This window comes from Methanolobus bombayensis (assembly GCF_017873415.1).
In the GTDB taxonomy this organism is placed as follows: Archaea; Halobacteriota; Methanosarcinia; order Methanosarcinales; family Methanosarcinaceae; genus Methanolobus; species Methanolobus bombayensis.
In genome coordinates, this window is record NZ_JAGGKD010000009.1 from 1 (window position 1) to 24,046 (window position 24,046).

General features: G+C 39.6%; 21 protein-coding genes. 10 read left to right on the forward strand and 11 right to left on the reverse strand.

The window, feature by feature from the left end; genetic code table 11:
* Positions 1 to 81: 81 nt before the first annotated feature.
* Positions 82 to 555 carry a hypothetical protein gene (locus tag J2746_RS10690; RefSeq protein ID WP_209620458.1) on the reverse strand — a complete coding sequence of 158 codons (474 nt, stop codon included), beginning with the start codon at positions 553 to 555 and terminating at the stop codon, positions 82 to 84.
* Between the two features lie 274 nt (positions 556 to 829).
* Between J2746_RS10690 and J2746_RS10695 the strand changes: the two genes are divergently transcribed.
* The 5 genes from J2746_RS10695 (at position 830) to J2746_RS10715 (ending at position 3,524) form a co-directional block, all read left to right on the forward strand.
* Complete coding sequence (locus J2746_RS10695) at positions 830 to 1,867, forward strand: permease (protein WP_209620461.1); 1,038 nt, start codon at positions 830 to 832, stop codon at positions 1,865 to 1,867.
* A 72-nt stretch (positions 1,868 to 1,939) separates the two neighbouring features.
* A complete protein-coding gene (locus J2746_RS10700) occupies positions 1,940 to 2,629 on the forward strand; it encodes a metallophosphoesterase family protein (protein WP_209620464.1) in 690 nt (229 codons plus the stop codon).
* 41 nt (positions 2,630 to 2,670) lie between these two features.
* The gene (locus J2746_RS10705) at positions 2,671 to 2,853 is read left to right on the forward strand and encodes a 4Fe-4S binding protein (RefSeq protein ID WP_209620645.1); all 183 of its coding nucleotides are present in this window, start codon (positions 2,671 to 2,673) and stop codon (positions 2,851 to 2,853) included.
* A 48-nt stretch (positions 2,854 to 2,901) separates the two neighbouring features.
* Positions 2,902 to 3,135, forward strand: coding sequence for a thioredoxin family protein (locus tag J2746_RS10710; protein ID WP_209620466.1), 234 nt, complete (start codon positions 2,902 to 2,904; stop codon positions 3,133 to 3,135).
* Between the two features lie 14 nt (positions 3,136 to 3,149).
* Entirely contained in the window at positions 3,150 to 3,524 is a 375-nt protein-coding gene (locus tag J2746_RS10715; RefSeq protein WP_209620469.1) for a putative zinc-binding protein, read from the forward strand.
* A 12-nt stretch (positions 3,525 to 3,536) separates the two neighbouring features.
* Here the strand turns inward: J2746_RS10715 and J2746_RS10720 are convergent, their stop codons facing one another.
* The 10 genes from J2746_RS10720 to J2746_RS10765 all read right to left on the reverse strand — a co-directional run bounded on the left by J2746_RS10720 (position 3,537) and on the right by J2746_RS10765 (position 13,771).
* Positions 3,537 to 4,025, reverse strand: coding sequence for a metallophosphoesterase (locus J2746_RS10720; protein WP_209620472.1), 489 nt, complete (start codon positions 4,023 to 4,025; stop codon positions 3,537 to 3,539).
* Positions 4,026 to 4,175: 150 nt separating this feature from the next.
* Positions 4,176 to 6,740 carry a transporter substrate-binding domain-containing protein gene (locus tag J2746_RS10725; protein WP_209620475.1) on the reverse strand — a complete coding sequence of 855 codons (2,565 nt, stop codon included), beginning with the start codon at positions 6,738 to 6,740 and terminating at the stop codon, positions 4,176 to 4,178.
* 286 nt (positions 6,741 to 7,026) lie between these two features.
* Complete coding sequence (locus tag J2746_RS10730; RefSeq protein WP_209620478.1) at positions 7,027 to 8,247, reverse strand: PGF-pre-PGF domain-containing protein; 1,221 nt, start codon at positions 8,245 to 8,247, stop codon at positions 7,027 to 7,029.
* 215 nt (positions 8,248 to 8,462) lie between these two features.
* The gene (locus J2746_RS10735; protein ID WP_209620480.1) at positions 8,463 to 8,603 is read right to left on the reverse strand and encodes a hypothetical protein; all 141 of its coding nucleotides are present in this window, start codon (positions 8,601 to 8,603) and stop codon (positions 8,463 to 8,465) included.
* Between the two features lie 85 nt (positions 8,604 to 8,688).
* Positions 8,689 to 9,138 (reverse strand): DUF6166 domain-containing protein, encoded by a 450-nt coding sequence (locus J2746_RS10740; protein ID WP_209620483.1) that lies wholly within the window; start codon positions 9,136 to 9,138, stop codon positions 8,689 to 8,691.
* Between the two features lie 15 nt (positions 9,139 to 9,153).
* Positions 9,154 to 9,609, reverse strand: a complete 456-nt coding sequence (locus J2746_RS10745) for a hypothetical protein (protein ID WP_209620485.1) — start codon at positions 9,607 to 9,609, stop codon at positions 9,154 to 9,156.
* Complete coding sequence (locus tag J2746_RS10750; RefSeq protein WP_209620488.1) at positions 9,606 to 11,351, reverse strand: hypothetical protein; 1,746 nt, start codon at positions 11,349 to 11,351, stop codon at positions 9,606 to 9,608. Before J2746_RS10750 ends, J2746_RS10745 begins: the two co-directional genes overlap by 4 nt.
* A gap of 165 nt (positions 11,352 to 11,516) precedes the next feature.
* A complete protein-coding gene (locus J2746_RS10755) occupies positions 11,517 to 12,050 on the reverse strand; it encodes a GNAT family N-acetyltransferase (RefSeq protein WP_209620491.1) in 534 nt (177 codons plus the stop codon).
* Between the two features lie 50 nt (positions 12,051 to 12,100).
* A complete protein-coding gene (locus tag J2746_RS10760; RefSeq protein ID WP_209620494.1) occupies positions 12,101 to 12,808 on the reverse strand; it encodes a type 1 glutamine amidotransferase in 708 nt (235 codons plus the stop codon).
* 420 nt (positions 12,809 to 13,228) lie between these two features.
* Positions 13,229 to 13,771 carry an O-acetyl-ADP-ribose deacetylase gene (locus J2746_RS10765; RefSeq protein WP_209620497.1) on the reverse strand — a complete coding sequence of 181 codons (543 nt, stop codon included), beginning with the start codon at positions 13,769 to 13,771 and terminating at the stop codon, positions 13,229 to 13,231.
* 150 nt (positions 13,772 to 13,921) lie between these two features.
* Between J2746_RS10765 and J2746_RS10770 the strand changes: the two genes are divergently transcribed.
* The 5 genes from J2746_RS10770 (at position 13,922) to J2746_RS10790 (ending at position 23,997) form a co-directional block, all read left to right on the forward strand.
* The gene (locus J2746_RS10770) at positions 13,922 to 15,400 is read left to right on the forward strand and encodes an aminoacyl-histidine dipeptidase (RefSeq protein WP_209620500.1); all 1,479 of its coding nucleotides are present in this window, start codon (positions 13,922 to 13,924) and stop codon (positions 15,398 to 15,400) included.
* 31 nt (positions 15,401 to 15,431) lie between these two features.
* Positions 15,432 to 16,400 carry a YbgA family protein gene (locus J2746_RS10775; protein WP_209620503.1) on the forward strand — a complete coding sequence of 323 codons (969 nt, stop codon included), beginning with the start codon at positions 15,432 to 15,434 and terminating at the stop codon, positions 16,398 to 16,400.
* Positions 16,401 to 16,426: 26 nt separating this feature from the next.
* The gene (locus J2746_RS10780; RefSeq protein WP_209620506.1) at positions 16,427 to 17,536 is read left to right on the forward strand and encodes a (Fe-S)-binding protein; all 1,110 of its coding nucleotides are present in this window, start codon (positions 16,427 to 16,429) and stop codon (positions 17,534 to 17,536) included.
* 298 nt (positions 17,537 to 17,834) lie between these two features.
* Entirely contained in the window at positions 17,835 to 20,567 is a 2,733-nt protein-coding gene (locus tag J2746_RS10785; protein WP_209620511.1) for a PGF-pre-PGF domain-containing protein, read from the forward strand.
* A 208-nt stretch (positions 20,568 to 20,775) separates the two neighbouring features.
* Positions 20,776 to 23,997, forward strand: a complete 3,222-nt coding sequence (locus J2746_RS10790) for a NosD domain-containing protein (RefSeq protein ID WP_209620514.1) — start codon at positions 20,776 to 20,778, stop codon at positions 23,995 to 23,997.
* The last annotated feature ends 49 nt before the right edge of the window (positions 23,998 to 24,046 follow it).

The following is a 24,046-nucleotide window of genomic DNA, read 5'->3' on the forward strand; positions in this document are numbered from 1 at the left end:
GTTGAAAGGTGATGTTCAATTGGAATTTGTTCAGTTTTAACCATAATTTATTATTATAGGTTATAAGTAATAAAAGTTTGGTTAGTAACTATAATCTGCAAGTCCATCATAATTGGAATCCGGTTCAAGAGGGTCAAGGTCGTTACTGATCTCAAAGAGGTCGTCAAGCTGGTCAAAATCAGAGTCTGTTTTGTTGATGTCGGTTCCCAGGATAAGCTCAACTGAGTCAGGTATTCCGTCACCGTCAGTGTCGGGACCATATTTTGTCAGGTTCATGTCAATATCAGAAACATCAGTTGCAAGTGTACGGATCTCCTGAAACGTCTCTTTGCTATTTTGCTCTGTAATATTGTTTTGTATTGAGGCCATTATGGCATCAATATCTACTCCGGAGTCGTGGTGGTTCGCAAAGGCAACGGATTGTGCAAGTGCATTTAATGCAGAAATTTCCGAAGGCTTTATAGCTGATGATTCTTCAGCAGAATCAAAAAAAACATCATCATTAGACGAAGCAAAAGCCGGGTAGATAGTCGACCCTATCACTAAGTAGATCATGCAGAGCGCAAAAAGCTTAATAATGCTTTTACGCCAACTATGGTGTGAACCATCTGTCCTGGCGTTCAAATCGATTCCAACCCCTTGAAACCTTTCCCCATATTACATTTGAATCATTCTTCTATAAAAAACCTCGTAAATAGGTTATATACATTTTATATATGTGCCTGATTGCTGTATTATATAGATCTCATAGAGCTTTTTTGTGTCAAAGCTATTTCAAAATCATTTGAAACCATAATCTATAAATAGTATTTCAACATATTTTGAAATAATGGAATCCTACATTATAGATCTTGCTTATATTGGTATTGCATCAGTCAAAGAGTACCTTGCATTGCATGTGCTTCTTTGTCTGATACCTGCCTTTTTCCTGGCAGGAGCAATAGCTTCACTCTTCTCGAAAGAGTCGGTCTTGAAATTCTTCGGGGCTGACGCACCAAAATATGTTTCCTATTCGGTTGCCGCTGTTTCCGGTTGTCTCCTTGCCGTGTGTAGTTGCACGGTCCTGCCCCTTTTTGCAGGAATCTACAAGAGAGGCGCCGGAATCGGTCCGGCCACCACGTTCCTGTTCTCAGCCCCGGCAATCAATATACTTGCCATTGTCTATACCGCAAAGATACTGGGTTATGATCTTGGTGTTGCACGAGCCTTCATCGCAATTTTGCTTTCAATTTTCATAGGTCTTGTGATGTCCTTCATATACGAAAGAAAGGATGTTGGCAAAAAAGGTATCAAGACATTCGGTGAAGAAAAGCATGCCCACACAGTATGGCTTTTCTTCTTGCTGCTTGCTATTCTTGTGACACCGGAGATCCTCACAAGCTGGTATCCAATGCTCGCTGTGGAAATCCCACTGATACTGATAACAATTTATGTATCTCTGAAATGGTTTGACAGGGATGAACTTGAAAGCTGGATGGGAGAAACCTGGTTCCTTGTAAAACAGATAACTCCGCTTCTGCTTATCGGTGTATTCTTTGCAGGTATCATTGTCGAACTTCTTCCGGCAGAATACGTTGTGGAATACGTAGGTGGCAGTACTGTTACATCCTACATCATTGCCTCGGTTGCAGCAGCTCTAATGTATTTCTCCACGCTGACAGAAGTACCGATCATAAGTGCACTCACACTTCTGGGAATGGGAAAAGGTCCTGCATTGTCAATGCTGCTCGCAGGTCCTGCACTGAGTCTTCCGAATATGATAGTAATAAACAGGATCATGGGCTTTAAGAAAGGTATGACCTATATTGCTCTGGTAGTTGTAGTAGCAGCAGTAGCGGGATACACTTTTGGAATGTATATTATATGAGTAAATATATGGGTAAACGATTCCGGATCAGTGGATTAGTAGAAATAAAAAGCTAAAAGGATCGGTGTTAAGATGAGAATATTATTAATATCAGACATTCACGGAAACAAGGAAGCACTTGATGCTGCAATGTCTGTTCCTCATGACATGATTGTCTGCCTTGGTGATCTGGCTGATTACGGTCCTTCACCATCAGAATGTATTGATCTTATCATGGAGAATGATATCGAAACTGTTCTTGGAAATCATGATGCTGCTGTAGGTTCACGTATAGAATGTGGCTGTGGCTATAAATACAAACATCTTTCCATTGCAACACGTGATTATACATGGGAAGTTCTGTCTGAAAAACAGATGAATTATTTACGTCATCTTCCTTTCAGTATTCAGAAGGAAATTGATGGCTTGAAACTTTATTTCACACACGGCAGTCCAAGGTCAAATTATGAATACATGAGACCGGAAACTCCTGATGATGAATTTGAAGCAATGATCTGTGGAATTGATGCAGATATTCTTTTCATAGGACATTCACATCAGCCATTTGTCAGAAAATTCAAGAATATGTTAGTAGTAAATCCCGGTTCTGTAGGTCAGCCAAGGGACAATGAGTGTAAAGCCAGTTGTGCGGTATTTGATACTGCTTCAGGTGAAGCTGAGATCATCAGACTTGATTATGATATTGAAAGAACATGCCGGAAGATCAAAGAGAATATGCCTCATTCTGATGAACTGATAGCTATATTAAAGAGAGGGTACTGACATTTCATTACAAGTCTGATTAAAGGACAGGAAGTATTCTAATGGTATTTGTTGCAGTTTATGATAAAAAATGTACAGGCTGTGGTTCATGTGTCGATGCATGCCAGAATGATATCCTTGAGCTTAAAGATGGAATTTGTTTTCCCGCAAGGATGAAGTCATGTAAATATTGTTTGAATTGTGTTGAAGCCTGTGATTTTGACGCTATAAAAGTATTCCCTTGAGTAATTAAAAAAGTTTGCAAATTGAAATTAAGCAAAGGAGATAAAGATATGAAAATAGAAATTCTGGGTTCAGGTTGTGCCAAGTGTAACAAGACAAAGAAATTCGTTGAGGAAGCAGTTGCACAGGCTGGTGTTGATGCAGAGATTGTTAAAGTTGAAGATATGGATGATATAATTGCATATGGTGTTCTGATCACCCCTGCTGTTGTAGTAGACGGAGATGTGAAGATCGTTGGCAGAGTGCCAAAAGTTGATGAAATCATTGAATGGATAACACAATAAAGAGCTGTTTTTTCATGACACAGAATGCAGCATGTTCATGCGGTGCCGATATTGTTGGCATTTTTCCATGTGCCGGTGCTTCCAATGTAGGTCAGCTGAGCAATGCTATTGCTGTTGAATTACATAAGAAGGGTACTGGGAATATGATGTGTACCGTGGGTATCGGTGGCAAACGCTCAGGTCTGCTTAAGTCTGCAGAAGCATGTGAATCTATAATAGTGATTGACGGCTGCCCGGTAAACTGCGCCAAAGCGACAATGGAAGAAGCAGGTATTCCAATTGGTAAACACATACTGCTCACTGATATGGATATCAAAAAGAATAAGGAACTTGACCTTGACCCTGAAAAGGTACAGGAAGTTCTGTCTAAGGTGGAGGAGATGCTTTAAAGCATTCCTTTATTATATCTCTACTATTTCTACTCCAAGTTCAGGATCAAGTAGTGCTACGGTGCGCTTGCCAGTGAGTACTCCGGCTGTCTCACCCGGATTTATCAACAGAGTCTCATTTATTTTCGTAACTCCGGCATGATGGGTGTGTCCTCTGACAACCATGTCAAAGTCGCCTGATTCTGCCATGGCAATTACTGGTGGCTCATATATTCCATGAATAAGAGCAATTCTTTTCCCGTCTATTTCCAGGTCACCGAACTCACCGCAGCATTCAGCTCCAATTTCATCAAACTTCTGCTTCAGGAGCAATTTATCACCGTCATTGTTCCCGAAGATAAAATAAAGCTGTGCATCAAGCTTGCTGAAAGCGGATGCTGTAAAAGGTGAGATTATGTCACCGGCATGCAGGACAGTTGTCACTTTCTTCTTGTTGAATAACTCTACAGCAGCTTTAATAGCATCCATATTGTCATGTGAATCGCTCATTATTCCTATCATTTTTACCTCTCCTTTTTAGAGATTGTGCGGACAGGATTTATTCTTTTTCAAATGACAATGGCCGGTGAACTAATAGTAATGAAACGATATGTTACTGGGAGTTTCAGAAGTGATATGCAGTTAAGATTACTTTCTGATTTCTATAAGTAGTTAATTTTGTTCCGGAGATACTATGCTCCCATCCCACTTATCCAGTACTTCCCTGACAGCATTCAATGAGACTGGTTTTGGGATATAATCATCCATTCCAGCTTCAATAAATCGTTCTCTGTCACCTTTCAGGGCATATGCTGTCACCGCAATTATTGGTATATCCTTATTGAGTACTTTTGATCCGGGACTTCTGATCAGCTTTGTAACTTCTATACCATCCATATCAGGCATCTGTATATCCATGAACACCAGATCGTATGATGTAGTTTCAAGGGCTTTTATTGCCTTATGACCATTATCAACGGTATCCACATCCAAACCTAGTTTCTTCAACATGCACTGAGCAAGTTTTTGATTATCAATATTGTCCTCAACCAGCAGGACTTTAAGTTCACTGTTATGTTTTAGAGGTAAATCTGTATTTGCATGTCTTTTTATTTTCTCATTTTCAGGTTGTTTTTCCATTTTTATTGTGAACCAGAAGTCTGAACCTTTACCTTCCTGGCTGTTGACACCAATTTCTCCTCCCATCATTTCAACCAGTTGTTTGGAAATTGAAAGTCCAAGACCTGTACCACCGAACCGGCGCGTGTTCGATGCATCTACCTGAGAGAATTTTTCAAATATATGTTCAATTCTGTCTTCGGGAATACCAATTCCGGTGTCACTTACTGTGAAAAGCAGTATGATGCTCTTATCTGTCTCGAATCCTACCGAGACGTGGATCTTCACCTCACCTTCAGAAGTGAATTTGATAGCGTTTCCTGTCAGATTTGTTAATATCTGCACCAGGCGTCCTTTGTCACCACGCAATAGCGAAGGAACATTATCTTCTACACTCAAGGTTAATTCCAATCCTTTGGAGTGAGCTCGCAGGTTCATTGTGCTTACAAAACTTTCCAGCACATCCGTAAGGTTAAAATCAAGCATCTCCAGTTCAAACTTTCCAGCTTCGATCTTTGAAAGGTCAAGAATATCTTCTATTAGATCAAGTAGATGTTTTCCACTTTTTTGAACGACTTCTACGAAATGTTTTTGTTGTTCATTGAGTTCAGTTTCAAGAAGTATTTCATTAAAGCCAATGATGCTGTTCATCGGTGTGCGTATCTCATGACTCATGTTAGCCAGGAATTCTGATTTTGCTACATTGGCAGCTTCAGCAGCTTCTTTTGTCTGTAACAGTTCCTCTTCGAATTGCTTTCTCTCGGTTATATCAGTTCCTACACTGTACATACCCGTAACGTTTCTTTCATGATCATGCATGAGATTGTTTGACCAGGATATCCAGAGTCTTCTTCCATCTTTGCATATGTTTTCACTGACATTGTTCTGATATCTGTCAGGATTTTCAAACAGATCATCTAGAAAATAAGAATGATTTCTGCCGTTATTGTCATAGTCAGGTAAGATTGTCCCAACGACATTTTTTCCAATGATCTCTTCTTTTTCATATCCGAACAAACGTATCCCGAATTCATTAAGGAACAGGATCTCTCCATTGCGACTCCATTTCAGGATTATGCTATGAGATTTCTCTACCAGATCCTTGTATTCCTTTTTACTTTCAGCAAGTTCCTCTTCAGCCTTTTTCCGTTGATCAAGCTCTTCGTTCAGTTCTCGTGTTTTTCTTGTCACCTGATTCCTTACTGACCAGAAACCGATAAGGAGAATTACAGCAATACCTGAGGCAAGAAAGAGAGCTATTAACAAAGATCTGGCAAGACTCTCCACTCCGGTTCCAAGATAAGTTTTTCCGAACCATTTATTATATATGCGGCTGTATTCCCCTGACTGTTTTACGATTGCAAGTCCTTCATTGAGCTGCTGTTGCAGTTCTTCATTTCCCTGTGAAATGGCAAAACAGTAATCTCGGGGTTCGATCACAGGTCCTACAGACTGCAGATTCTCTATTCCAAGTTTGTTCATGTTATAAACAGCTTGTAATTTCCCTAAAAGCGCTGCATCATGCTGACCTGATGAAAGAAGTATAAGAGCATCTTCCTGGTCTCTGACAGTTATTATTCTGGAAGGGTCAGTTATATTGAGTGCATAATCATGCATAATGTCTCCTTCCTGCACGATGATATCAACATCACCCAGATCCTCAATTCCTTCGATACTTGACCCCTCGCGAACAAATATCGCATGTGAGACTACAATGTGTGGATTGGAAAAAAGTATATTTTCCGCTCTATCAGGTGAATAATACATTCCTGTCAGGACATCAGCTGATCCGCTTTCAATAGCCGATCTGACATCATTCCATGGCCCAAGTTCTATAGTCGCGTTGATGCCCATTGTCTTAGCAATAGCCTGGAACAATTCGACATTAAATCCTGTGGGATTCCCTTCCTCATCCAGGAATTCATAAGGGGGATAATTGTCGTCTCCTCTTACAAGAATATGGTCAGATGCTAATCCGTCACCTGTGAATATAGTTATCAGAAGAATGAAAGCAAGAAAAAGATTCATCCATGTATGTTTAAAAGTGAAAGGCTTTTTTATAAATACAGGAATTCTCAGGTTTTTTCTGCCAGATACTTTTCCCTTCCCACTGACCACAGAGGATTCACCCTATAACTAATTATTTTGTTATTTTATATTTTCATTGCTAAGGTCAAATTTACGATAATGTCCATTTCAAAGAAATAATGGTAACATTGATCTTTGTAAATTTGTCCTATCACACAGTTACATAAATATATTTATCTATATTTATAACTACTCCAAAAATGTAATTACTCATTTAGTTTCTAATTTATTTTATTCTGAACTATATAGACGATGAACAATATTAATGAATCAACTCATGTATACTAAAAATAGATATCTGTTTTGACTTTACAAATCAAAGTTTATTCGTACGTATCAGAATAACTAAAAATGAGATTGAGATCAGGAGCAAAAGCAGACTATTCTGTGATAGTTTTGCAGAATGGGTTTCATCCTTAATGAATTCAGATGATTCATCAGTAACCTGCTCCGCTTCTATCTCTTCAGTTTCTTCTTTTGAACCAGGGTCTTCATAGGATGAAGCTGCATTGACCTGTTCGCTTTCTGCTGCATTTTCACTTGCTGAATTTGCCGTAATTGCAAAAGGAGAAAATCCGGGAGTTTTTGCCTCATAAAAATAGAAATCATCATCCTCTCCGGTCATTTCTGTTTCAAGAACCTGCCACTTTCCTTCATTGTAGCGATTCATGTATATGGCGTCGGTATTAACATCATTGACCTGCACCCATTTTTTAAGAACAGCAAATGATATCTTCATACTTTCCATATTGTTTTCTGTGGCATATCCTGCCTTGCCGACCCAGATATTCATATTTCTGTAAATAAGTCCGGCCGGTTTTTGAGAAACTGTTGTTGAAACATCTTTCAGGACTTCAATTGTAGTGCTTATAAAACCTGCATTCTTAAGTGATGTGTAACTGATAGCTTTTACAGGATTATTGTTGTCATCGAAAGTGTAGCTTACATCAGTGTTTCCGGTGATGTATAGTTTATTGACTTCCTTGAACTCTATATTATCAGGACTCTCTCCAGTGTCACCACCACCACCCCCTCCACCGCCGCCGGAACTGACAGCTACTTCTTCTGGAGTGGTTGTGGTGGACTGCCCAATAATGGAAATCTGTGCATCCTGAATGGAAATTGGCAAGGCATTTCCGGAATAATCGCTCAATATCACGTTGTAAAGATTGATAGTACAATTTCCGGTATTTTCCAGAGCTGTAAACGAAATATGTGCGAAATTCTCAGCAGAGACTACATCGGTTTTTCCGAGTGTCACTGCAAAAAGACCATTGATCGTTCCCTGTGAGTTGTCAACATTTCCTCCGATGAATATGGATGATATACCATCCTGCTCGAAGAAGGCGCTTCCGTCCACGTTGTTTACTTTTATCATATCGCTATCATATGAAATGTCCAGTTGTGCTCCGGCTATCGGAGTTTTTGGTTCCATATAAATATAGATATCGAAGGTATCACCTGGATATAATTCCTGATTAGAAGGAAGAATACTTACTTCAGAAATGGCTGTTGCTGTTGGAAAAATTAAATACATCAGTGTCAGTAATATAAAAAATAGCAAACATTTTCTGCTTATGTCTAAAGAAAATCTTATAGCATTCATCCAAGTACCACCTATTACTTTCAGAATACTATATATTTTTGTATATTTATTTGTTTTTATTTAAGTCTGTGAACTTTACAGTATCCAAATATATGGTACTATAGAAAAAAAGAAAAGGAGGATACAGATACCAGCAAACTATTTGCTCATATGCAGGCACCAAAATCAAGGCTTTCTGTATCAAGGTCTTCACTTGTATTATCTTCAAAGCATTCTTTACAAACCTTTTTGCCGTTTAGAGGTATCAGCTTCTCAGTTTTCTTCTTGCAGATGTCACATTTTTCCATAAATCCTCCCTATTTAAGAGTCTATATTTTAGTCTATAAAGCTTCTGTCTGAACAGTATTAAAAGATCGGTGACAAGACCTATCTTCAATCATCATCGTTTCCCGGAGCTTCATCCATAATAGAAGTCAGTTTATGCACTTTCCTTGGAGTATTCCTGTTTCTCCAATCCACATAATTGTACAAAAGTTCGAAATCTTCCTGTGGGAACATCATCACAAAATCTCTCAGGAAAAGATTCTTTCTTGAAAGCGCCTCATCTTTTTCAAGGAATGACAAAAGGATGGCAAGTGCCGCCATGTCCGAACCTTCCGAGTCGTCACCCCATTTGAATTCGTCCACACTGCGGGGAATGCTATGCTGGTCCAGTATTTGAGGAGTTACAGGTAAACCGTAAAGGAATAACTCTTTTGTTTCCCATACACCTTTTATCTTCATTCCTCTGCTGTTTATTTTAGACATAAGTGCATATTTGTCATCTATCAGTGCATCAAGTACATCAATGACCCTGTCTGCAATAGAACCAATAATTCCCATGACAATCTCCTGTAATCACATTATTGCTCTGACAGTCACCTTTGTTTTGAATTCATCAAGAGTAGTAGTGGAATCCAGATAGTCCTGAATGTCGGACGTCTGTACCGTCACTTCATACAGCTCTTCGGTTCCATCGTACATCTCTATGATGATCTCATTTGAACCAGGTGCAGTTTCAGCTGCAACTCCTATGATATACATCCATGTCAGTAGAGCGTCGTTATCTGACTTCACAGGTGGCTGGTCATATTTGACAAATACCCGTTCTTCGGTCACTTCCACCACAGCATCATCGATTCCCTGGAATGCAAGGGATTCGTAAATTGACATGCTTGCAGCCCGGTCAACATCATAATTATCTGATATCATGGAATCCCATTCATCGTTTCCTGATGAGACATCATCGTCTCCGCCTGAGAACAGGAGGAACAACAGTACTATTCCTATTATTGCTATAGTTCTTTTTTTCATAGGTCGTATTCCTCCCCGTTGTTGTAAGTTACTTTAGGATTGCTACGTTTGACAACCTGGCAGTTGTCCCATTTCCATGGCTTCCAGCTGCTTCCTGTATCCTTCAAGGCAACATCACCTATCGGATTTTCCCATTCGTCAGTGGGTATGTAATATGTTTCACCTTTTGTTGTGACCTTTACCCACTGGTACGGATTTATCTCATGTTCTTCCCCTTTTTCGTCTGTGTACGGCATGGAATAAGAAGGTCCATCTGATGTTTGTGTAACTTTCCCGTAAGAATCAAGGAATGCATTAGGTGTGGAAGTCCCGATAGGACCGTTTGTTATTACTCCCTGTCTTGCATCACTATTCTTTATAGCATTGTCAAGCTCAGGTACGACCATAACAACTTTTTCAGTCACTTCAAGTCCGGTTTTTACAAGATCGCCAACCACAGGTATCTTGTCAGCAACTTCCTGACCGCCTTTTGATACTGCATACAGAGCTTTTGCAGTGGTAGCAGAAGACCCTTTCATTTCACTGAGCTTCTTTGTGTCTTTGTAGGCACCATAGTACTTGTCAACCTCTTCTTTCACACTGTTGAGCTTGTCCAATTTCTCAAAGTTCTTTGCTATCTTTGAGTCACCATAAGTGTCTGAAAAGAAAGAAGCTGCTTCATGTCCGGTCTTCAGTTTCTCGATGCTTTCCTTTCTGGTCTTGTCTATTGCATCGAGGTATATTGTATCACTGAGCTTCTCAGCAACTTTTTCCTTGCCTTCATAGTCAGGTCCGCCACCGACACTTACAGAACTTCCGCCCTCAAAATTAAAATCGTCTCCAAAAACATCTTTGATAATATCTTTGTTGAACCCGACTTCCTGCTCTCCACTTGTATCAATTTCGTCAAGCTTGTCTATGTCCCCGGAACTTTCACCTCTTATAATATCAATGATCTTGGCCTGTTCCTGCATTGATTCAACAAATTCGTCGGAAAGGACATAGTTCATCTGTATGTTCTGGATATCTTCAATATCCTGTTTGTCGATGTCATTTACATCGATCTCACCTTCAGATTCCACAAGTCCTTCTTCTTCCAGAATATCATATATCAGGAACAGTTCATCCATATCAGTGATTTCTTCTCCAGGATCATCTGTATCAGTTGGTTCATCATCATATTCTGTGAATTCAGTATCCTCATATTCCGCATTGTCATCTGATGTTCCGGGATTCTCCGGGGTTGTGTCCTTTAAGGGTTCATCTTCTATGTATGAAGCAGGAGTATCGGTGAGATTATCAGTGTCTTCTCCGGTAGTGTCTTCTTCCTGTTGTCCAGAATTATCTGTTGCTCCTTCACCTATAGCACCGCTTTCAATGGATCTTTCAACAAGTGTACTAAAGATATTTTCTGCCACAGGCTGTATCTCAGACAGAGGAACATTGTATCCATCTACTGTTACCACAGCCACAGTTCCGTAGGGAGTTGGAGCAGTGAATTCGACATTACTGGAAACTGTCCATTCGGGATTCTCACCCATAAACATACGTTCTTCCATATCCCAGTAGTCGATACTTTTCATTTCATCCCTGAAAACATTGGACTCAGAGAAATAGACAAGCCCGAGATGTATGTCATCATCAACATACCAGACTCCATCGTTTCCGATATCCGGTTTTATCTCCCGGGCAGCATCAATTATTATTTTTTCAATTTCGTCGTAGTTTTCAGATTCTTCAGCAAGAGAAGTGGATGAAAACAAAATAAAAATAAGAATGCAAGTAATTATTATATTATATCTCATATATTACTACGTAAATCTTATTGCATAAAAATGTTTTTGATATGTAGCGCCATTTTCTTGTGCATCCCTGCACAACAGTGCTACATTATCCTGAGTAAAATATGAAGATTAGCATGTGTATATTTAATTTCCGTTAAGATACATTTCCCGTGTTAGAAGAAAATATTTAAAGTCCCTGTTGTCTACGTTGCCAGTACCATGTTGTTCCATTCCGATCCGCCTTGCCAGATCCATGGATGCAACATTTTCAGGATGGCAATAAATGCATATCCTTTCAATATCAAGAACCAGAATCATGTACTCTACCAGCTTTTCCATGGCTTCAGTAGCATATCCGTTGTTTCTGAACTCAGTATCAAGTACATAATATATTTGTGTATCATCTGAAAATTCAACTGCTGCAAACCCACATGAACCAATGACTTTTCCGTCTTCCTTCAGGCAAATGGCAAGCGCAGCAATAGGTTCCTCTGTTTCATATGATTTTAAAAGCATTTGAAGGAATGCTTTTGTTTCTTCAAGGCTCATATGTGAAGGCATGTCAGTTAAACTGGTGTTCTCCTTATTGTTAAAGAATTGATGTAAGTCTTCAAGGTCATCCTCTGTATATCTTTGGATGATCAGTCTATCAGTTTCCAGACATCGGGGAATTCTCATGTTTTGCTATTTCCCTGACATATACAAAAAAGTTTTGAGTAATTTCTGCTTTAGAGTAACCCTGCTATTTTAAGGAAATTAGTGAAAAGTATTTTCCCATTGTTCCCGTATTCCACTGCAATTTTTTCAAAATCCCCCAGAAGCATATCCCTGTCAAGTTCCACAATCTCAGGGTCGTTATCCAGCCAGACCTTGAACATCTCAGGTGTGAGTTCGAAATGACCCTGGATTCCGTAAGCATTGCTTCCTACTTTGATTATCTGGTTCTGGCAGTATTTTCCGGTTGCCAGTAGGTCGATATCATCATTCAGATCCACAGTTTCACCGTGCAGATGGAATATCTTTACAGGATTTGCAAGACCATTAAGCAATGGGTCATTTACATGTTCTTTTTTAATATCGACTGAATAATATTCTCCATCCTCGCTTCTGAATCCTATTTCTCTTACATTATTTTCATAGACAGTAATCCCCTGCGATCTTGCAAGCATCTGCATTCCAAGACAGATGCCCAGATAAGGGATTTTAAGGTCTATTGCTTTTTTTATCATTGCAAGTTCCCGCTGAATTTTTTCAGTTTGGTCATTAGCGCTGTCCGGTCCGCCAAGTACGATAATTCCATTGTATTCGTCTGCTTCGGGCATTCCATCTCCGCCGTCAAGGTCTGCAATATGGTAGGAAATATTATTGTCTTTCAGTATATTTTCCAGTATCCCGGGTCCTTCTCTGGTAATGTTCTTAACGATTAGCAGACTCATGTTTAGTCAGTACGCAACATATGGATAAATGATTTATGAATGAACAATAGCTAGCAAAAACACTATTATATACAAGGTTATTACAAAATAGTAGAAAATATTAGCAAAAAATTAGCAACAAACTCAGGACAGGATTCCCAAATCCGTTTTTAGAAAGGAATTAATCCCTTTTTATTCTCATTTGCGGGAATCCTGTTAACGAGTCTGCTTACCGGAATATTCCGGCACCACCAACCACTTATGCCAACCAACCAACCTTACCACACGGATAAGCTTCAGATCTGCGAGACATATTTTAGTCTGGCATTTTTGTATTTGAGCCAAACTCTCTATGCGTAATCCTTGAATTTATTATATATAATACTATTGGTTATGCAGAATATGCTAATCCTTATAATGATGATGCATGCATTATGAGAGTTATTTGGTGCTGTATATCTCAGATACAAATGCTTTCAGTGCATAAGAGTAAGATTTGTATGCTTCATCATTAAAGCAGATAAGCCTTATTTCTTCCAGAGAACTGGGTCTATTCATGTGTTCAAGTATCGTCCTTACAGCAAGTACCGACGCTCTGTCTACCGGAAAACCATAGGCTCCAATGCTGATTCCGGGAAATGCAATACTTCTTATATCATGCTTTTCGGCTAAAAACAGGCAGTTACTGTAAGCACTGATTAGAATTTGGTCTTCCATGGAATTTCCACCATTCCATACTGGACCAACAGTGTGTATCACCCATTTAGCAGGAAGAAGGTATCCCTTTGTGATCCTGGCTTCTCCTGTTGGGCATCCACCAAGTTTTCTGCATTCTTCGAGAAGTTCAGGGCCAGCAGCATCATGTATAGCCCCATCCACTCCTCCTCCGCCAAGTAGTGAATTGTTGGCTGCGTTTACTATTGCATCAACTTCCTGCTCGACAATGTCACCCATGCTCACAGAAATTATATCCGATATTTCCATGTGATTTCCTCTCAGCTTTCAGAATAATCTGAATTATTGATTGTCAGAATTACTCTTATCTTTGTTGTATATTATATTTTAATGAATGAAAACGGTTCAGGCTGAAAATAGTTTTCAGGAGTTAATGTTTAAGCTTATAAGAGGGAAACAATGGACGAGATCACAGAAAAAATACTCATGCACTTCAGGGAAATAAGCAAAATACCAAGATGTTCCGGTAACGAAGCAGAAATTGCCATGTGGCTTAAACAAGGGGCATTATCACATGGATTCAGTGTAAAATTTGATAGTGTTAATAATATTGTAATTGGAGTGCCAGGTTCTAAAGGCCGTGAAAATTTACCTCCTGTTGTAATTCAGGGCCACATGGATATGGTAGGTGAAAAAACCCGGGAATGCACACATGATTTCACAAATGATCCCATAATACCTGTAATAGATGGTGACTGGCTCAGGGCGGAAAAAACCACTCTTGGTGCAGATAACGGTATTGCTCTTGCTATTGCCCTTGCACTTACAGAGGACAAAAGTATCATTCATCCTCCGCTTGAGTTGCTTTTTACAGTTGATGAGGAAACAGGTCTTACAGGTGCCAATGCCCTGACACATGATTTTGTTTCCGGAAGGATTCTTCTGAATGTGGATTCTGAGGATGAGGGAATTTTCACGGTTGGCTGTGCCGGCGGTCTTAATACTAAAATTTGCTTACCACTCAAATATTCCACACAGCTTCGTGATGTGTCGATCTACAGCCTGGAAATCGGTGGTCTTGCAGGTGGTCATTCAGGCGTTGATATCCATGAGAAAAAGGCAAACGCAATCAAAGTTCTCGCAAGTGCATTGAAGGCACTGGCAGATGAACTCGATATAATGATTTTGAATATAGAAGGTGGTTCCGCACACAATGCCATTCCAAGACATGCCGAAGCAATAATTGCAATGTCAGGTAAATCTGAAAAAAAGGCTCTATCTTTAATTAACGATTGTGAGGCACGTTTCAGATCAGATTATGCAGAACTTGAACCTTCCCTGTCCATAAAATTAAAGGATGCAGGGGAATCTGATATGAAACCTCTGGATGATGAATCCTCGAAGAAAGTCATATCTCTGCTTTTATCTTTACCGCACGGTGTTGCTTCCATGTCTCCTGCAACACCGGGACTTGTTGAAACGTCAAATAATCTGGCCACGGTTTCTATAGAAGATGATAAGTTGATTGTTCTGACCAGTCAGCGTAGTTCTTACGATTCATCTCTTCAGTCAATTACTGGAAATATCACTTCAATTGCCAAAGATTACGGAGCAAGTTATTCACACAGTTCGGCTTATCCACCGTGGCAACCGGAAATGTCTTCTCTTCTGCTCAGGCAGTGTCAGGAAGTATATCAGGAAGTGTTTGGAGGACCTGCCAGAATAGAAGTCATACACGCAGGACTTGAATGTGCTGTGATCGGTTCAAAATTTGATGATATGGATATGATCTCCTTTGGTCCCACTATAAAGAACCCTCACTCACCTGATGAGAGGCTGCATATTCCATCTGTGAGAAAAGTATGGGATTTTATGGTTGCGTTACTTGCTTCCTTTGACAATAAAAGCAAGTTTGGTGTAAAAGAAAGGAAGAAATGATTATTAATATATCAGAGGCAATATAACTTATATGAAAGAATTTTCCAGGCCAATAGTTCTGGTAAGCAGATGTCTTGAATTTGATAAGGTACGCTATAACGGTCAGGTTGTCCGTTCCAGAATCGTTCAGGATATGATGCCGTTTGTTGATTTTATAAAGGTATGTCCGGAAGTTGGGATTGGCCTTGGTGTTCCCCGTAGTTCCCTCAGGTTTGTCAGGGCTAATGGTGAGGACAGGCTTGTTATGCCGGATACCGGCGAGGATCTAACGGACCGGATGAACTCTTTTACACAGGAGTTTCTTGATGAGCTCGAAGTTGTTGACGGTTTTATTTTCAAAGGCCGTTCACCAAGCATGGGACTGGATGATGCCAGGGTTTATGCTAAAGCAAGCATGGCTCCGGTGATAAAAAAACGTGCAGGTCTTTTTGTTTCACAGGTTATTGACAGGTATCCAGGCTTCCCAATAGAAGAGAATGACCGGCTGCGTAACAAGCACATAAGGCATCATTTCCTTACTCACCTGTACACTTTTGCAGCATTCAGAAAGGTCAGGTCAAAAGTTTCCATTGAAGATCTGCAGGAGTTTCACAACAATAACCGTTTCCTTTTCATGTCCTATAGTGATCCAATTTACCGGGAGATGTCCTTGCTACCTGTTTCCGGAAGGGAAATTGATCATGTTCTTGGAGAGTATGATTTACTCTTAAGGAAATTAATGCACAAACCCGGTTCAATTGACTTGAAACTGGAAAGCGCAAGAAGCATGTTCTCCACATTTGCAGGCATAACTCCAGAAGAAAGCTCCTTTTTCGAGAATATGCTTGACAGATATGAAAGCAACAGGATAAGCTGGGATGCTGTTATGGAGATTTTGAGGTTGCTTGCGTATAGGTCTATAGGTAATTATTCCTATGATGATGGTTTTTTGTATCCATATCCGGAAGGATTGAAGGCTATTACAGATGAGGACAGAGAAAAGGAATATTGGGATAAATAGTTTAATAGATTGTTCAGGGTGAAATGATGAATAAATTCGAGCTTGAGGTAAGTAATTGTATCGACTGTAAGAAATGCTGGGATGTTTGTCCTGTAAATAAGGTTACTGAAGGTAACATCTACACTCCGCAGGGCAAGATAGAGAGTCTTGCGAAGGTAGTTGCAGGTGAGGAACTTACGCAGGAAGAGTATGACAATATTTATCTTTCAACTCGCTGCGGTGCATGTGATGATGTATGCCCGGTGAATATTCCTATCACTGACATAATCCAGTATGAACGACAATTGTTGGCACAGCAGGGCAGGGAACCTGCAAAGACCACAGCTATCTCAAATAACATCCTTGAGCACAACAGCCCCGGAGCCAAGGATCCTGAAAAGAGGTTTGACTGGATAACTGATGACCTTGACATTGCCGAAAGTTCAGAGATAGCTTACATGGCAGGCTGCTGGGTCTCATACAGCCAGCCGGATATTGCCAGAGCTACAATTCGCCTTCTCAACCATGCTGGTATCAGACCAATGATACTTAAGGAAGAGAAATGCTGCGGACTTTTCCTCCTTGATAATGGTCACCTTGAAGATCTTGCAGAGCACGCCAGGAAGTTCGTGGATTATATCGAGTCACTCGGAGTGAAGAAGGTAATAGCCTCATGTCCCGGTTGCTATATGGTACTTGGTAAACAATATCCGAAGCTCTACCGTGAACCTGGATTTGATGTTGAGCTTTCCATGAGCGTATTTAAGGATATGATCGCTGATGGCAGACTCAAACCAAAGAAACTGGACATCACCGTTTCTGTCAGGGATGCCTGTCCTGTTAGAGATACAAAAGATGTTCCCCGAAGTGTTCTTGAAAGTATGGGTGTGAACATCAATGAGCTCTTTGATGGGGAGCAGGTATGCTGCGGTGGCCCTGCCGGTCTTAAACCTAATTACCCGGAGATTGCAGATAATATTGCCATGTTGACGGTTCAGGATTATAAGGACAAGGCTGAAATGTTGGCTTCATACTGTCCTTTCTGTGTACATCATATGGAAGGTGCCTGTAAGTCAAAAGAAGAGGAAATGAAGATCAAGGATGTTTCTGTGCTGCTGGCTGAAAGTGTGCTTGGTGATGATTTTATTCGGGGATAAGTCTAATGATAACTGTTATTCACTGTTCTTGCAGAAATAGTAATTGTTTCAATTGCATTTATTGTGAACAGGTAACTGCGATTTGAATAAGAAAAGGCAGTTTGACTGCTTTTTAATTACTTTTTAAAATCATATTTCTTTGTAAGTTTTCTTTTCTGTATATTATATTTCAATGAAATATATCCACTTTGCTGATTTATTCTAATCTTTCCCATAATATAGGATGAAGTTAAATTTATATATTTCTTGATTATAATAGTAATTAAATTGATTTCTTCTTATAGAATGGAGCGGTAAAATGGATCGGATATTTAATAAATTAATAGTTTCACTAACAATATTCTCAATATTATTAGCAACTTTAACACCGGCGATGGCAGCAGGTCCTGCTTATTCCGGCTTGAGCAATGCCAATATTCCGGAACAGACAGTTACGATCATTGATAGTGATGTTACTGTAAGCAATCCAGATGGTACTGGATTTGGAAGCGGTTACATCGAATTCAATATATCAGGATCAAATTCCTATGATGACCTGGACATACAAAGTTCAGGCTCCCCCACAGCAAGTGGTGCAATCTCTGTATCCGGAAGTAATGTATACATTGGTACAGGCAGCAGTACTGTTCAGATAGGTACCATTAATTCAACATATGATGGTCAGGATGGTCAGAAACTAAAAATTGACTTTATTACCGAAAGTGGTAGTGTACCAGCAAACAATGATTTTGAATCCGGTGATTTGACAGGATGGACTACAGACACAAGTGTATCATCGGTACTTGACACCCCTGAGCTAAGAGCGGTTATGGAAGAAACATTATTGGATGGACCTAGTATAGCCGGCGATGGATATGACCTGAATAATACTGGTGACACTCTAACCCAAGTTGCCTCAATAGATAGTGAAGATGCTAATCAGGGTACATATAGTTTAAAAATTAGTAATGCCCATGCAAATACAAATGGTCATGGGTATGGTTATATATGGGGTCCATCAGCAACAAGTTCCAGTTTTGCAGCTGATGCGGGTGACAAGATTCTGTTTGACTGGATGGCAACTAATGATGGTGATTGGTATGTGGCTTACGCATTACTTATAGACAACCAAAATGGTGGTACTACTGTTTTGTTTGCAGATCAGGGTTCAACTAGCAGCTGGCAGACAGAAGAGGTAACTGTAGCTCAAAATAGTAGTAACTTACAATTCCAATTTATAGTCGGTAGTTATGATGCTAGCGGTGGATATGCTGTTGGAGCTACTATGCGTATTGACAACATTCGTGCAATGCTTGTAACAGATAGTGTAGTTTCTTCACTTGCACAATCCGTTACTCACAATTATACCAATGACAGCCCATCAGGAACAGTAGCATCAGGAAGAACATTGACCATCAGTTCCGAAGACTCGGACGGTGAGACATCTTCCACAACAACTACGCTTTCAGTCTATGGAGATGCTCCGGCATTCAGTTCAGGTACTTCATTCACATTGTCAGAGGATGAGACTAATCAGACAATGGTATTCTATGATGCACAGGCTAATAACTCAGATGGTGGCTCGGATGACCAGGATATCACTTACTCGATCACTGGTGGAGATGGGCAGGCTCTGTTTGATATAGATTCAGATGATGGTGAAGTTCGTTTGAATGGTGTTGGTGTGAGCACCCTGGATTATGAGACAAAGACCAGCTATTCATTAGAAATAGAGGCTGATGACGGACAGGCTGTAGATGGTACAACAACTCATACTCTCACAGTTAATGTCACAGATGTTATTTCCACTTTGTCTATTGGAAACGTAAACGATATAACCTGTGACTGGGGCAGGGACTTCAATTTAAACCATTCCATTCTTGCAACAGCAGATCCTGCTAATGGGGTATCTCTAAACTATAATGTTTCATGGATTCCTGACGGTAATCAGGGTGTTGTGAATTCAGGCGACACTGAATGGCATAATCAGACCCTTTCAAATTCAACTGTTCAGGAAATATCAGTTCTCTTGAATGGAACATCAACTGATTCTTCTGCAGTGAGTGACTCTGATATCTTTACCTTAAACATTACTAACAGGAATATTATAATCACTTCTGATCCTGAGTCTTCATACTCTGTCGATCCGGGAACTCTGATATGGATCAATGCCAGCGCAAAAGGCGAGTACAATGAAACATTTGTGGGCAATGCAGTTTTGACACTAAATGGTAATGCTATAGGTGATCCAAAAGCTGTTACTAATGGTAATGTGAGTTTTAACAGCACACAATCTGCTGGAGGAACTTATAATTTCGCAGTTATGTTCTATAACACAACTTACTATTACAATACTTCTACCAACAGGTCTGTTTTAACAGTTAATGTTCCTGAAGAAAGTGACTCAAGCAATCGTGTTTCAACAGGTCCAAGCCTGGATCCTGCAACAGTAAGTTCAACCGATACGTCTGTAAAATATGTAATGGGAGGCACGCCTGTAAAATTCGATCTTTCCGGTGGAGATGACCCTGTAATGGCTATAAGCTTTGATGCAAAGGACAACGAAGGTCTTATAGTTTCAAAAGTTCAGGTATTCAAGGAAAGACCATCTGATGTACCTGCACCAAAAGGTAGCTCCTATTCTGTCATGAGTATCGATGTTGGTTCCAGTGGGACTATCTCCACTCATAATGCTGACAACATTCAGATCCGCTTCAAAGTCAGTCGTGAATGGGTGGAAGAAAATAATATCGATATTTCCACAATCCGCCTGACCAGGTATCATGGTGAACAGTGGAATGATCTGCCAACTTATCAGGAAAAAGAAGAAAATGGCTACATCTACTTCTACGCTGAAACTCCTGGATTCTCCATTTTCGAGGTTGTCGGAGATGAAGTTACTGAAACCACAGAGCAGGTTCCTGCATCAACTCCATTAGTTGAAGAGAAAACAGAACCTGTAGAGGAAGAAGAAACATCAAGCACTCCAGGATTCACTGCTCTTGCAGGAATTGTGTTTGTTTCACTTGCGGTTCTTCTGAGAAGAAAATAAGTTCTGGTTAAAGGAGAGCAATAAGCTCTCTCTTTTTTACTTTTTATTTCTGGTTTTTTCTTTGCAACAAAGGTTCACATCACAATTATTATATTTTTAATAGTTAACACTGTAAAAAAACAGCATTGTTAGATATAGTTTTATATTATATCTCTCATAAAATAATAAATATATAATATCTTGTATTTATTGTGAAGAGGTACATAGGATGAGAGTACAGCGAACTTACATTATTTCAGTATTATTTATGTGCATTTTACTATCATGCACAGGTATAGTTTCAGCAGAAGAGATCATGGTAGGTTCCGGTTATGGAAACACCACCATCACAGCCGCACTTGCAAATGCGAGCAACGGTGACATAATTACTGTGACAGACGGAACTTACATTGAGAATGTAGACGTTACCAAAGAGGTTACGATTCGTTCCCAGAATGGTGCTGCAAGCACAACAGTTCAGGCAAGCTCAAGCAGTGACCATGTATTTTACGTGAATGCTGATAACACTAACATAAGCGGTTTTAATATTACAGGCGCAACAGATTCAATCCAGGCCGGTATTTATCTACATGATTATTCATCCAGCAATACTCTGACAAACAATACTGTCAATGGGAATTATTATGGTATTTACCTGTCAGATTCAGACGGCAATACCCTGACCAACAATACTGCCAGCAATAATGAAGACCACGGTATTTACCTGTATTCTTCATCCAGCAATACTCTGACCAACAATACTGCCAGCAATAATACTGGTTACGGTATCAATGTGTATTCTTATTCATCCAGCAATATTCTGACAAATAATATTGCCAGCAATAACAGTTATTATGGTATTCGCCTTGATTATGGTTCTTCCAGCAATACCCTGACAGACAATACTGCCAGCAATAATGAAGACCACGGTATTTACCTGCGTTATAACGCAGACAGCAATACTCTGACAAACAATACTGCCAGCAATAATAATGATTACGGTATTTACCTGGATTCTTCAGACAGCAATACTCTGACAAACAATACTGCCAGCAATAATAATGATTACGGTATTTACCTGGTTTCTTCAGACAGCAATACTCTGACAAACAACACAGCAACTGGAAATAATTATGGTATTTACCTGCTTTCCGGAATCAGTAATACACTTTCCAACAATAATGCTAGTAACAACACTAATTATGGTATTAAGTTTAATGCCGACAGCAGCACACTTACCAACAATATTGCCAGTGGTAATGGTGATGATGGTATTAGTGTGAGTTGTGAAAACAGCATATTGACTAACAACACTGTCAGTAATAACTCCGATTGCGGTATCTTTATTATCGGCTCAACCAACGTCACAATGACTGGCAATATAATGTCACAGAACACTTATGATTTCAGGATCAACGATGGTTCTGTAAGTAATTTCCTGCATAATATAGATTCAAGCAATCTGGTTGACAACAAGCCTATTTATTATTGGTCAAGTCTTTCAGATGAAGTCATTTCTGCAAATGCAAGTACGATGGATGCAGGTGTAATATATCTGGTCAACTGTAGCAATGTGTCTGTTGCGGATTATAATGTTGTGAACGCAAGTGGTTATCAAGGTGTTGTTTTTGCGCACACGGACGATTCGACAATGGAAAATATCACCGTATCCGGAGGCTATTATGGCTCTTACTTCTATTATTCAGACAATAATATGCTGACAGATAGTAATTTCAGTGATGCTGATCAACGTTGCGTTTACATTTATAATTCAAACAACTACACACTGGCAAATAATAGTGTCTATGACAATAGTAATTATGGTATTTACCTGTATTCTACAAACGAAATAACCATAACAGACAATACACTCAGTGGAAATAGATTTGGTATTTGTCCGAATAATGCAATCAACAGTACTGCAACAAATAATACTTTTAGTGGAAATACTTACGGTATCTATACAACCTATAGTTCATGTGACTATGCTGTGCTGACAGGCAATGTCTTCATTAACAATAGTAATTGTGGCATTAACCTGAATTCCGGAGATGGCAACACGGTTGCAAACAGTACTTTTAGAGGAAATAATCAAGGAATTTACCTGAATGGTGGAAGCAGTAATACTCTGGCAGACAATATGTTCTCTGGAAATAATTATGGTGTTTACCTGTATAGAACAAGTAGCAATACAGTGTCTGACAATATTATTAATGGTAGCTCATATACAGGTATTTACCTGTCTACTGCCAGTGGTAATATAATAACAGGCAATATCGCTAATGGAAACCGTTATGGTATTGACATGTCAGGGTCAGGTAACAACAATGTATTGACTAATAATGCTGTGATTAACAATGAGGATTTTGATTACAGGTCATATTCTTCAGGTTCTAATAACACAATAGACATGCTGGAACTGCTTGATGGTTCATCATTTATGTCTTTTGTTGCGGATTATTCACAGATAAGAATATCTGGAAATGATACACATACTGTAAACCTTTCAGGTCAGACAAATGTGAACGGTTATGTAACCATTACCAGAACAGGTAATCTATCAGTTACTTTCTTCTACAACGATTCTGGAATAAGCAGTTCTGACGAAGCGACAATAGCCCTCTACAGACTTAACGGCAGTACATGGGAAGAAATAACAGGTACAACTCTTGACACTTCAGCAAATTCCGTATCAGATACTCTCTCTGAATTTGGTACATTGGCTTTGTTCACAGGAGGTCGTTCTGATGAAAGATCTTCCACCACTCCATCCAGCAGTTCGGATGATGATGACGGAGTTCGTGCATCTGTAAGCCAGGGTCAGGATCCTGCAATAGTCGCAAGCTCTGCATCTTCTGTAAAGCGTATCACTGGAGATTCTGAAGTTAATTATGATTTCTCCGACAGTGGTACTCCTGTTCTTGGAATCAGCTTTGATGCAAAGAAGGATAAAGGTCTTGTTGTTGCCAAGGTGCAGGTACTTTCAGGCAACCCTGACGGCGTTTCAAATCCATCAGGCAAATCTTACCAGATGCTAAGCATTGACGTTGGAAGCGAAGGTACTGTTTCTTCTGATAGTGCTGACAATGTCATGATTCACTTTAAGGTTAGCAAAGAATGGATAGAAGAGAACAACATCGACATTTCCACCATCCGTATGACAAGATATCATGGCGACCAGTGGAATGATCTTGAAACTTATCAGGTCAGAGAAGAAGGTGAGTATATTTACTTCTATGCTGAAACACCTGGGTTTTCTGTATTCAATGTTGTTGGAGATGAGATTTCTGAAACATCTGAACAGGCTTCAGAATCAACATCAATAGTTGAGGAAGAGGGAGAACCAGTAGATGAAGAAGAAACACCTGACACTCCTGGATTCACTGCTCTTGCAGGAATCGTAGTTGTTTCACTTGCATTCTTTGTAAGCAGGAAACAAAAGTCAGAATAGAACTAAGAAAGAGCAGTTTGACTGCTCTTTTTAATTACTTTTTTTTAGA

What these genes read in the sequence shown, in the direction of transcription:
- J2746_RS10690 (WP_209620458.1), bottom strand. Translation starts at nt 555, where the DNA reads ATGATCTACTTAGTGATAGGGTCGACTATCTACCCGGCTTTTGCTTCG.
- J2746_RS10695 (WP_209620461.1), top strand. Translation starts at nt 830, where the DNA reads ATGGAATCCTACATTATAGATCTTGCTTATATTGGTATTGCATCAGTC.
- J2746_RS10700 (WP_209620464.1), top strand. Translation starts at nt 1,940, where the DNA reads ATGAGAATATTATTAATATCAGACATTCACGGAAACAAGGAAGCACTT.
- J2746_RS10705 (WP_209620645.1), top strand. Translation starts at nt 2,671, where the DNA reads ATGGTATTTGTTGCAGTTTATGATAAAAAATGTACAGGCTGTGGTTCA.
- J2746_RS10710 (WP_209620466.1), top strand. Translation starts at nt 2,902, where the DNA reads ATGAAAATAGAAATTCTGGGTTCAGGTTGTGCCAAGTGTAACAAGACA.
- J2746_RS10715 (WP_209620469.1), top strand. Translation starts at nt 3,150, where the DNA reads ATGACACAGAATGCAGCATGTTCATGCGGTGCCGATATTGTTGGCATT.
- J2746_RS10720 (WP_209620472.1), bottom strand. Translation starts at nt 4,025, where the DNA reads ATGATAGGAATAATGAGCGATTCACATGACAATATGGATGCTATTAAA.
- J2746_RS10730 (WP_209620478.1), bottom strand. Translation starts at nt 8,247, where the DNA reads ATGTATTTAATTTTTCCAACAGCAACAGCCATTTCTGAAGTAAGTATT.
- J2746_RS10735 (WP_209620480.1), bottom strand. Translation starts at nt 8,603, where the DNA reads ATGGAAAAATGTGACATCTGCAAGAAGAAAACTGAGAAGCTGATACCT.
- J2746_RS10740 (WP_209620483.1), bottom strand. Translation starts at nt 9,138, where the DNA reads ATGGGAATTATTGGTTCTATTGCAGACAGGGTCATTGATGTACTTGAT.
- J2746_RS10745 (WP_209620485.1), bottom strand. Translation starts at nt 9,609, where the DNA reads ATGAAAAAAAGAACTATAGCAATAATAGGAATAGTACTGTTGTTCCTC.
- J2746_RS10755 (WP_209620491.1), bottom strand. Translation starts at nt 12,050, where the DNA reads ATGAGAATTCCCCGATGTCTGGAAACTGATAGACTGATCATCCAAAGA.
- J2746_RS10760 (WP_209620494.1), bottom strand. Translation starts at nt 12,808, where the DNA reads ATGAGTCTGCTAATCGTTAAGAACATTACCAGAGAAGGACCCGGGATA.
- J2746_RS10765 (WP_209620497.1), bottom strand. Translation starts at nt 13,771, where the DNA reads ATGGAAATATCGGATATAATTTCTGTGAGCATGGGTGACATTGTCGAG.
- J2746_RS10770 (WP_209620500.1), top strand. Translation starts at nt 13,922, where the DNA reads ATGGACGAGATCACAGAAAAAATACTCATGCACTTCAGGGAAATAAGC.
- J2746_RS10775 (WP_209620503.1), top strand. Translation starts at nt 15,432, where the DNA reads ATGAAAGAATTTTCCAGGCCAATAGTTCTGGTAAGCAGATGTCTTGAA.
- J2746_RS10780 (WP_209620506.1), top strand. Translation starts at nt 16,427, where the DNA reads ATGAATAAATTCGAGCTTGAGGTAAGTAATTGTATCGACTGTAAGAAA.
- J2746_RS10785 (WP_209620511.1), top strand. Translation starts at nt 17,835, where the DNA reads ATGGATCGGATATTTAATAAATTAATAGTTTCACTAACAATATTCTCA.
- J2746_RS10790 (WP_209620514.1), top strand. Translation starts at nt 20,776, where the DNA reads ATGAGAGTACAGCGAACTTACATTATTTCAGTATTATTTATGTGCATT.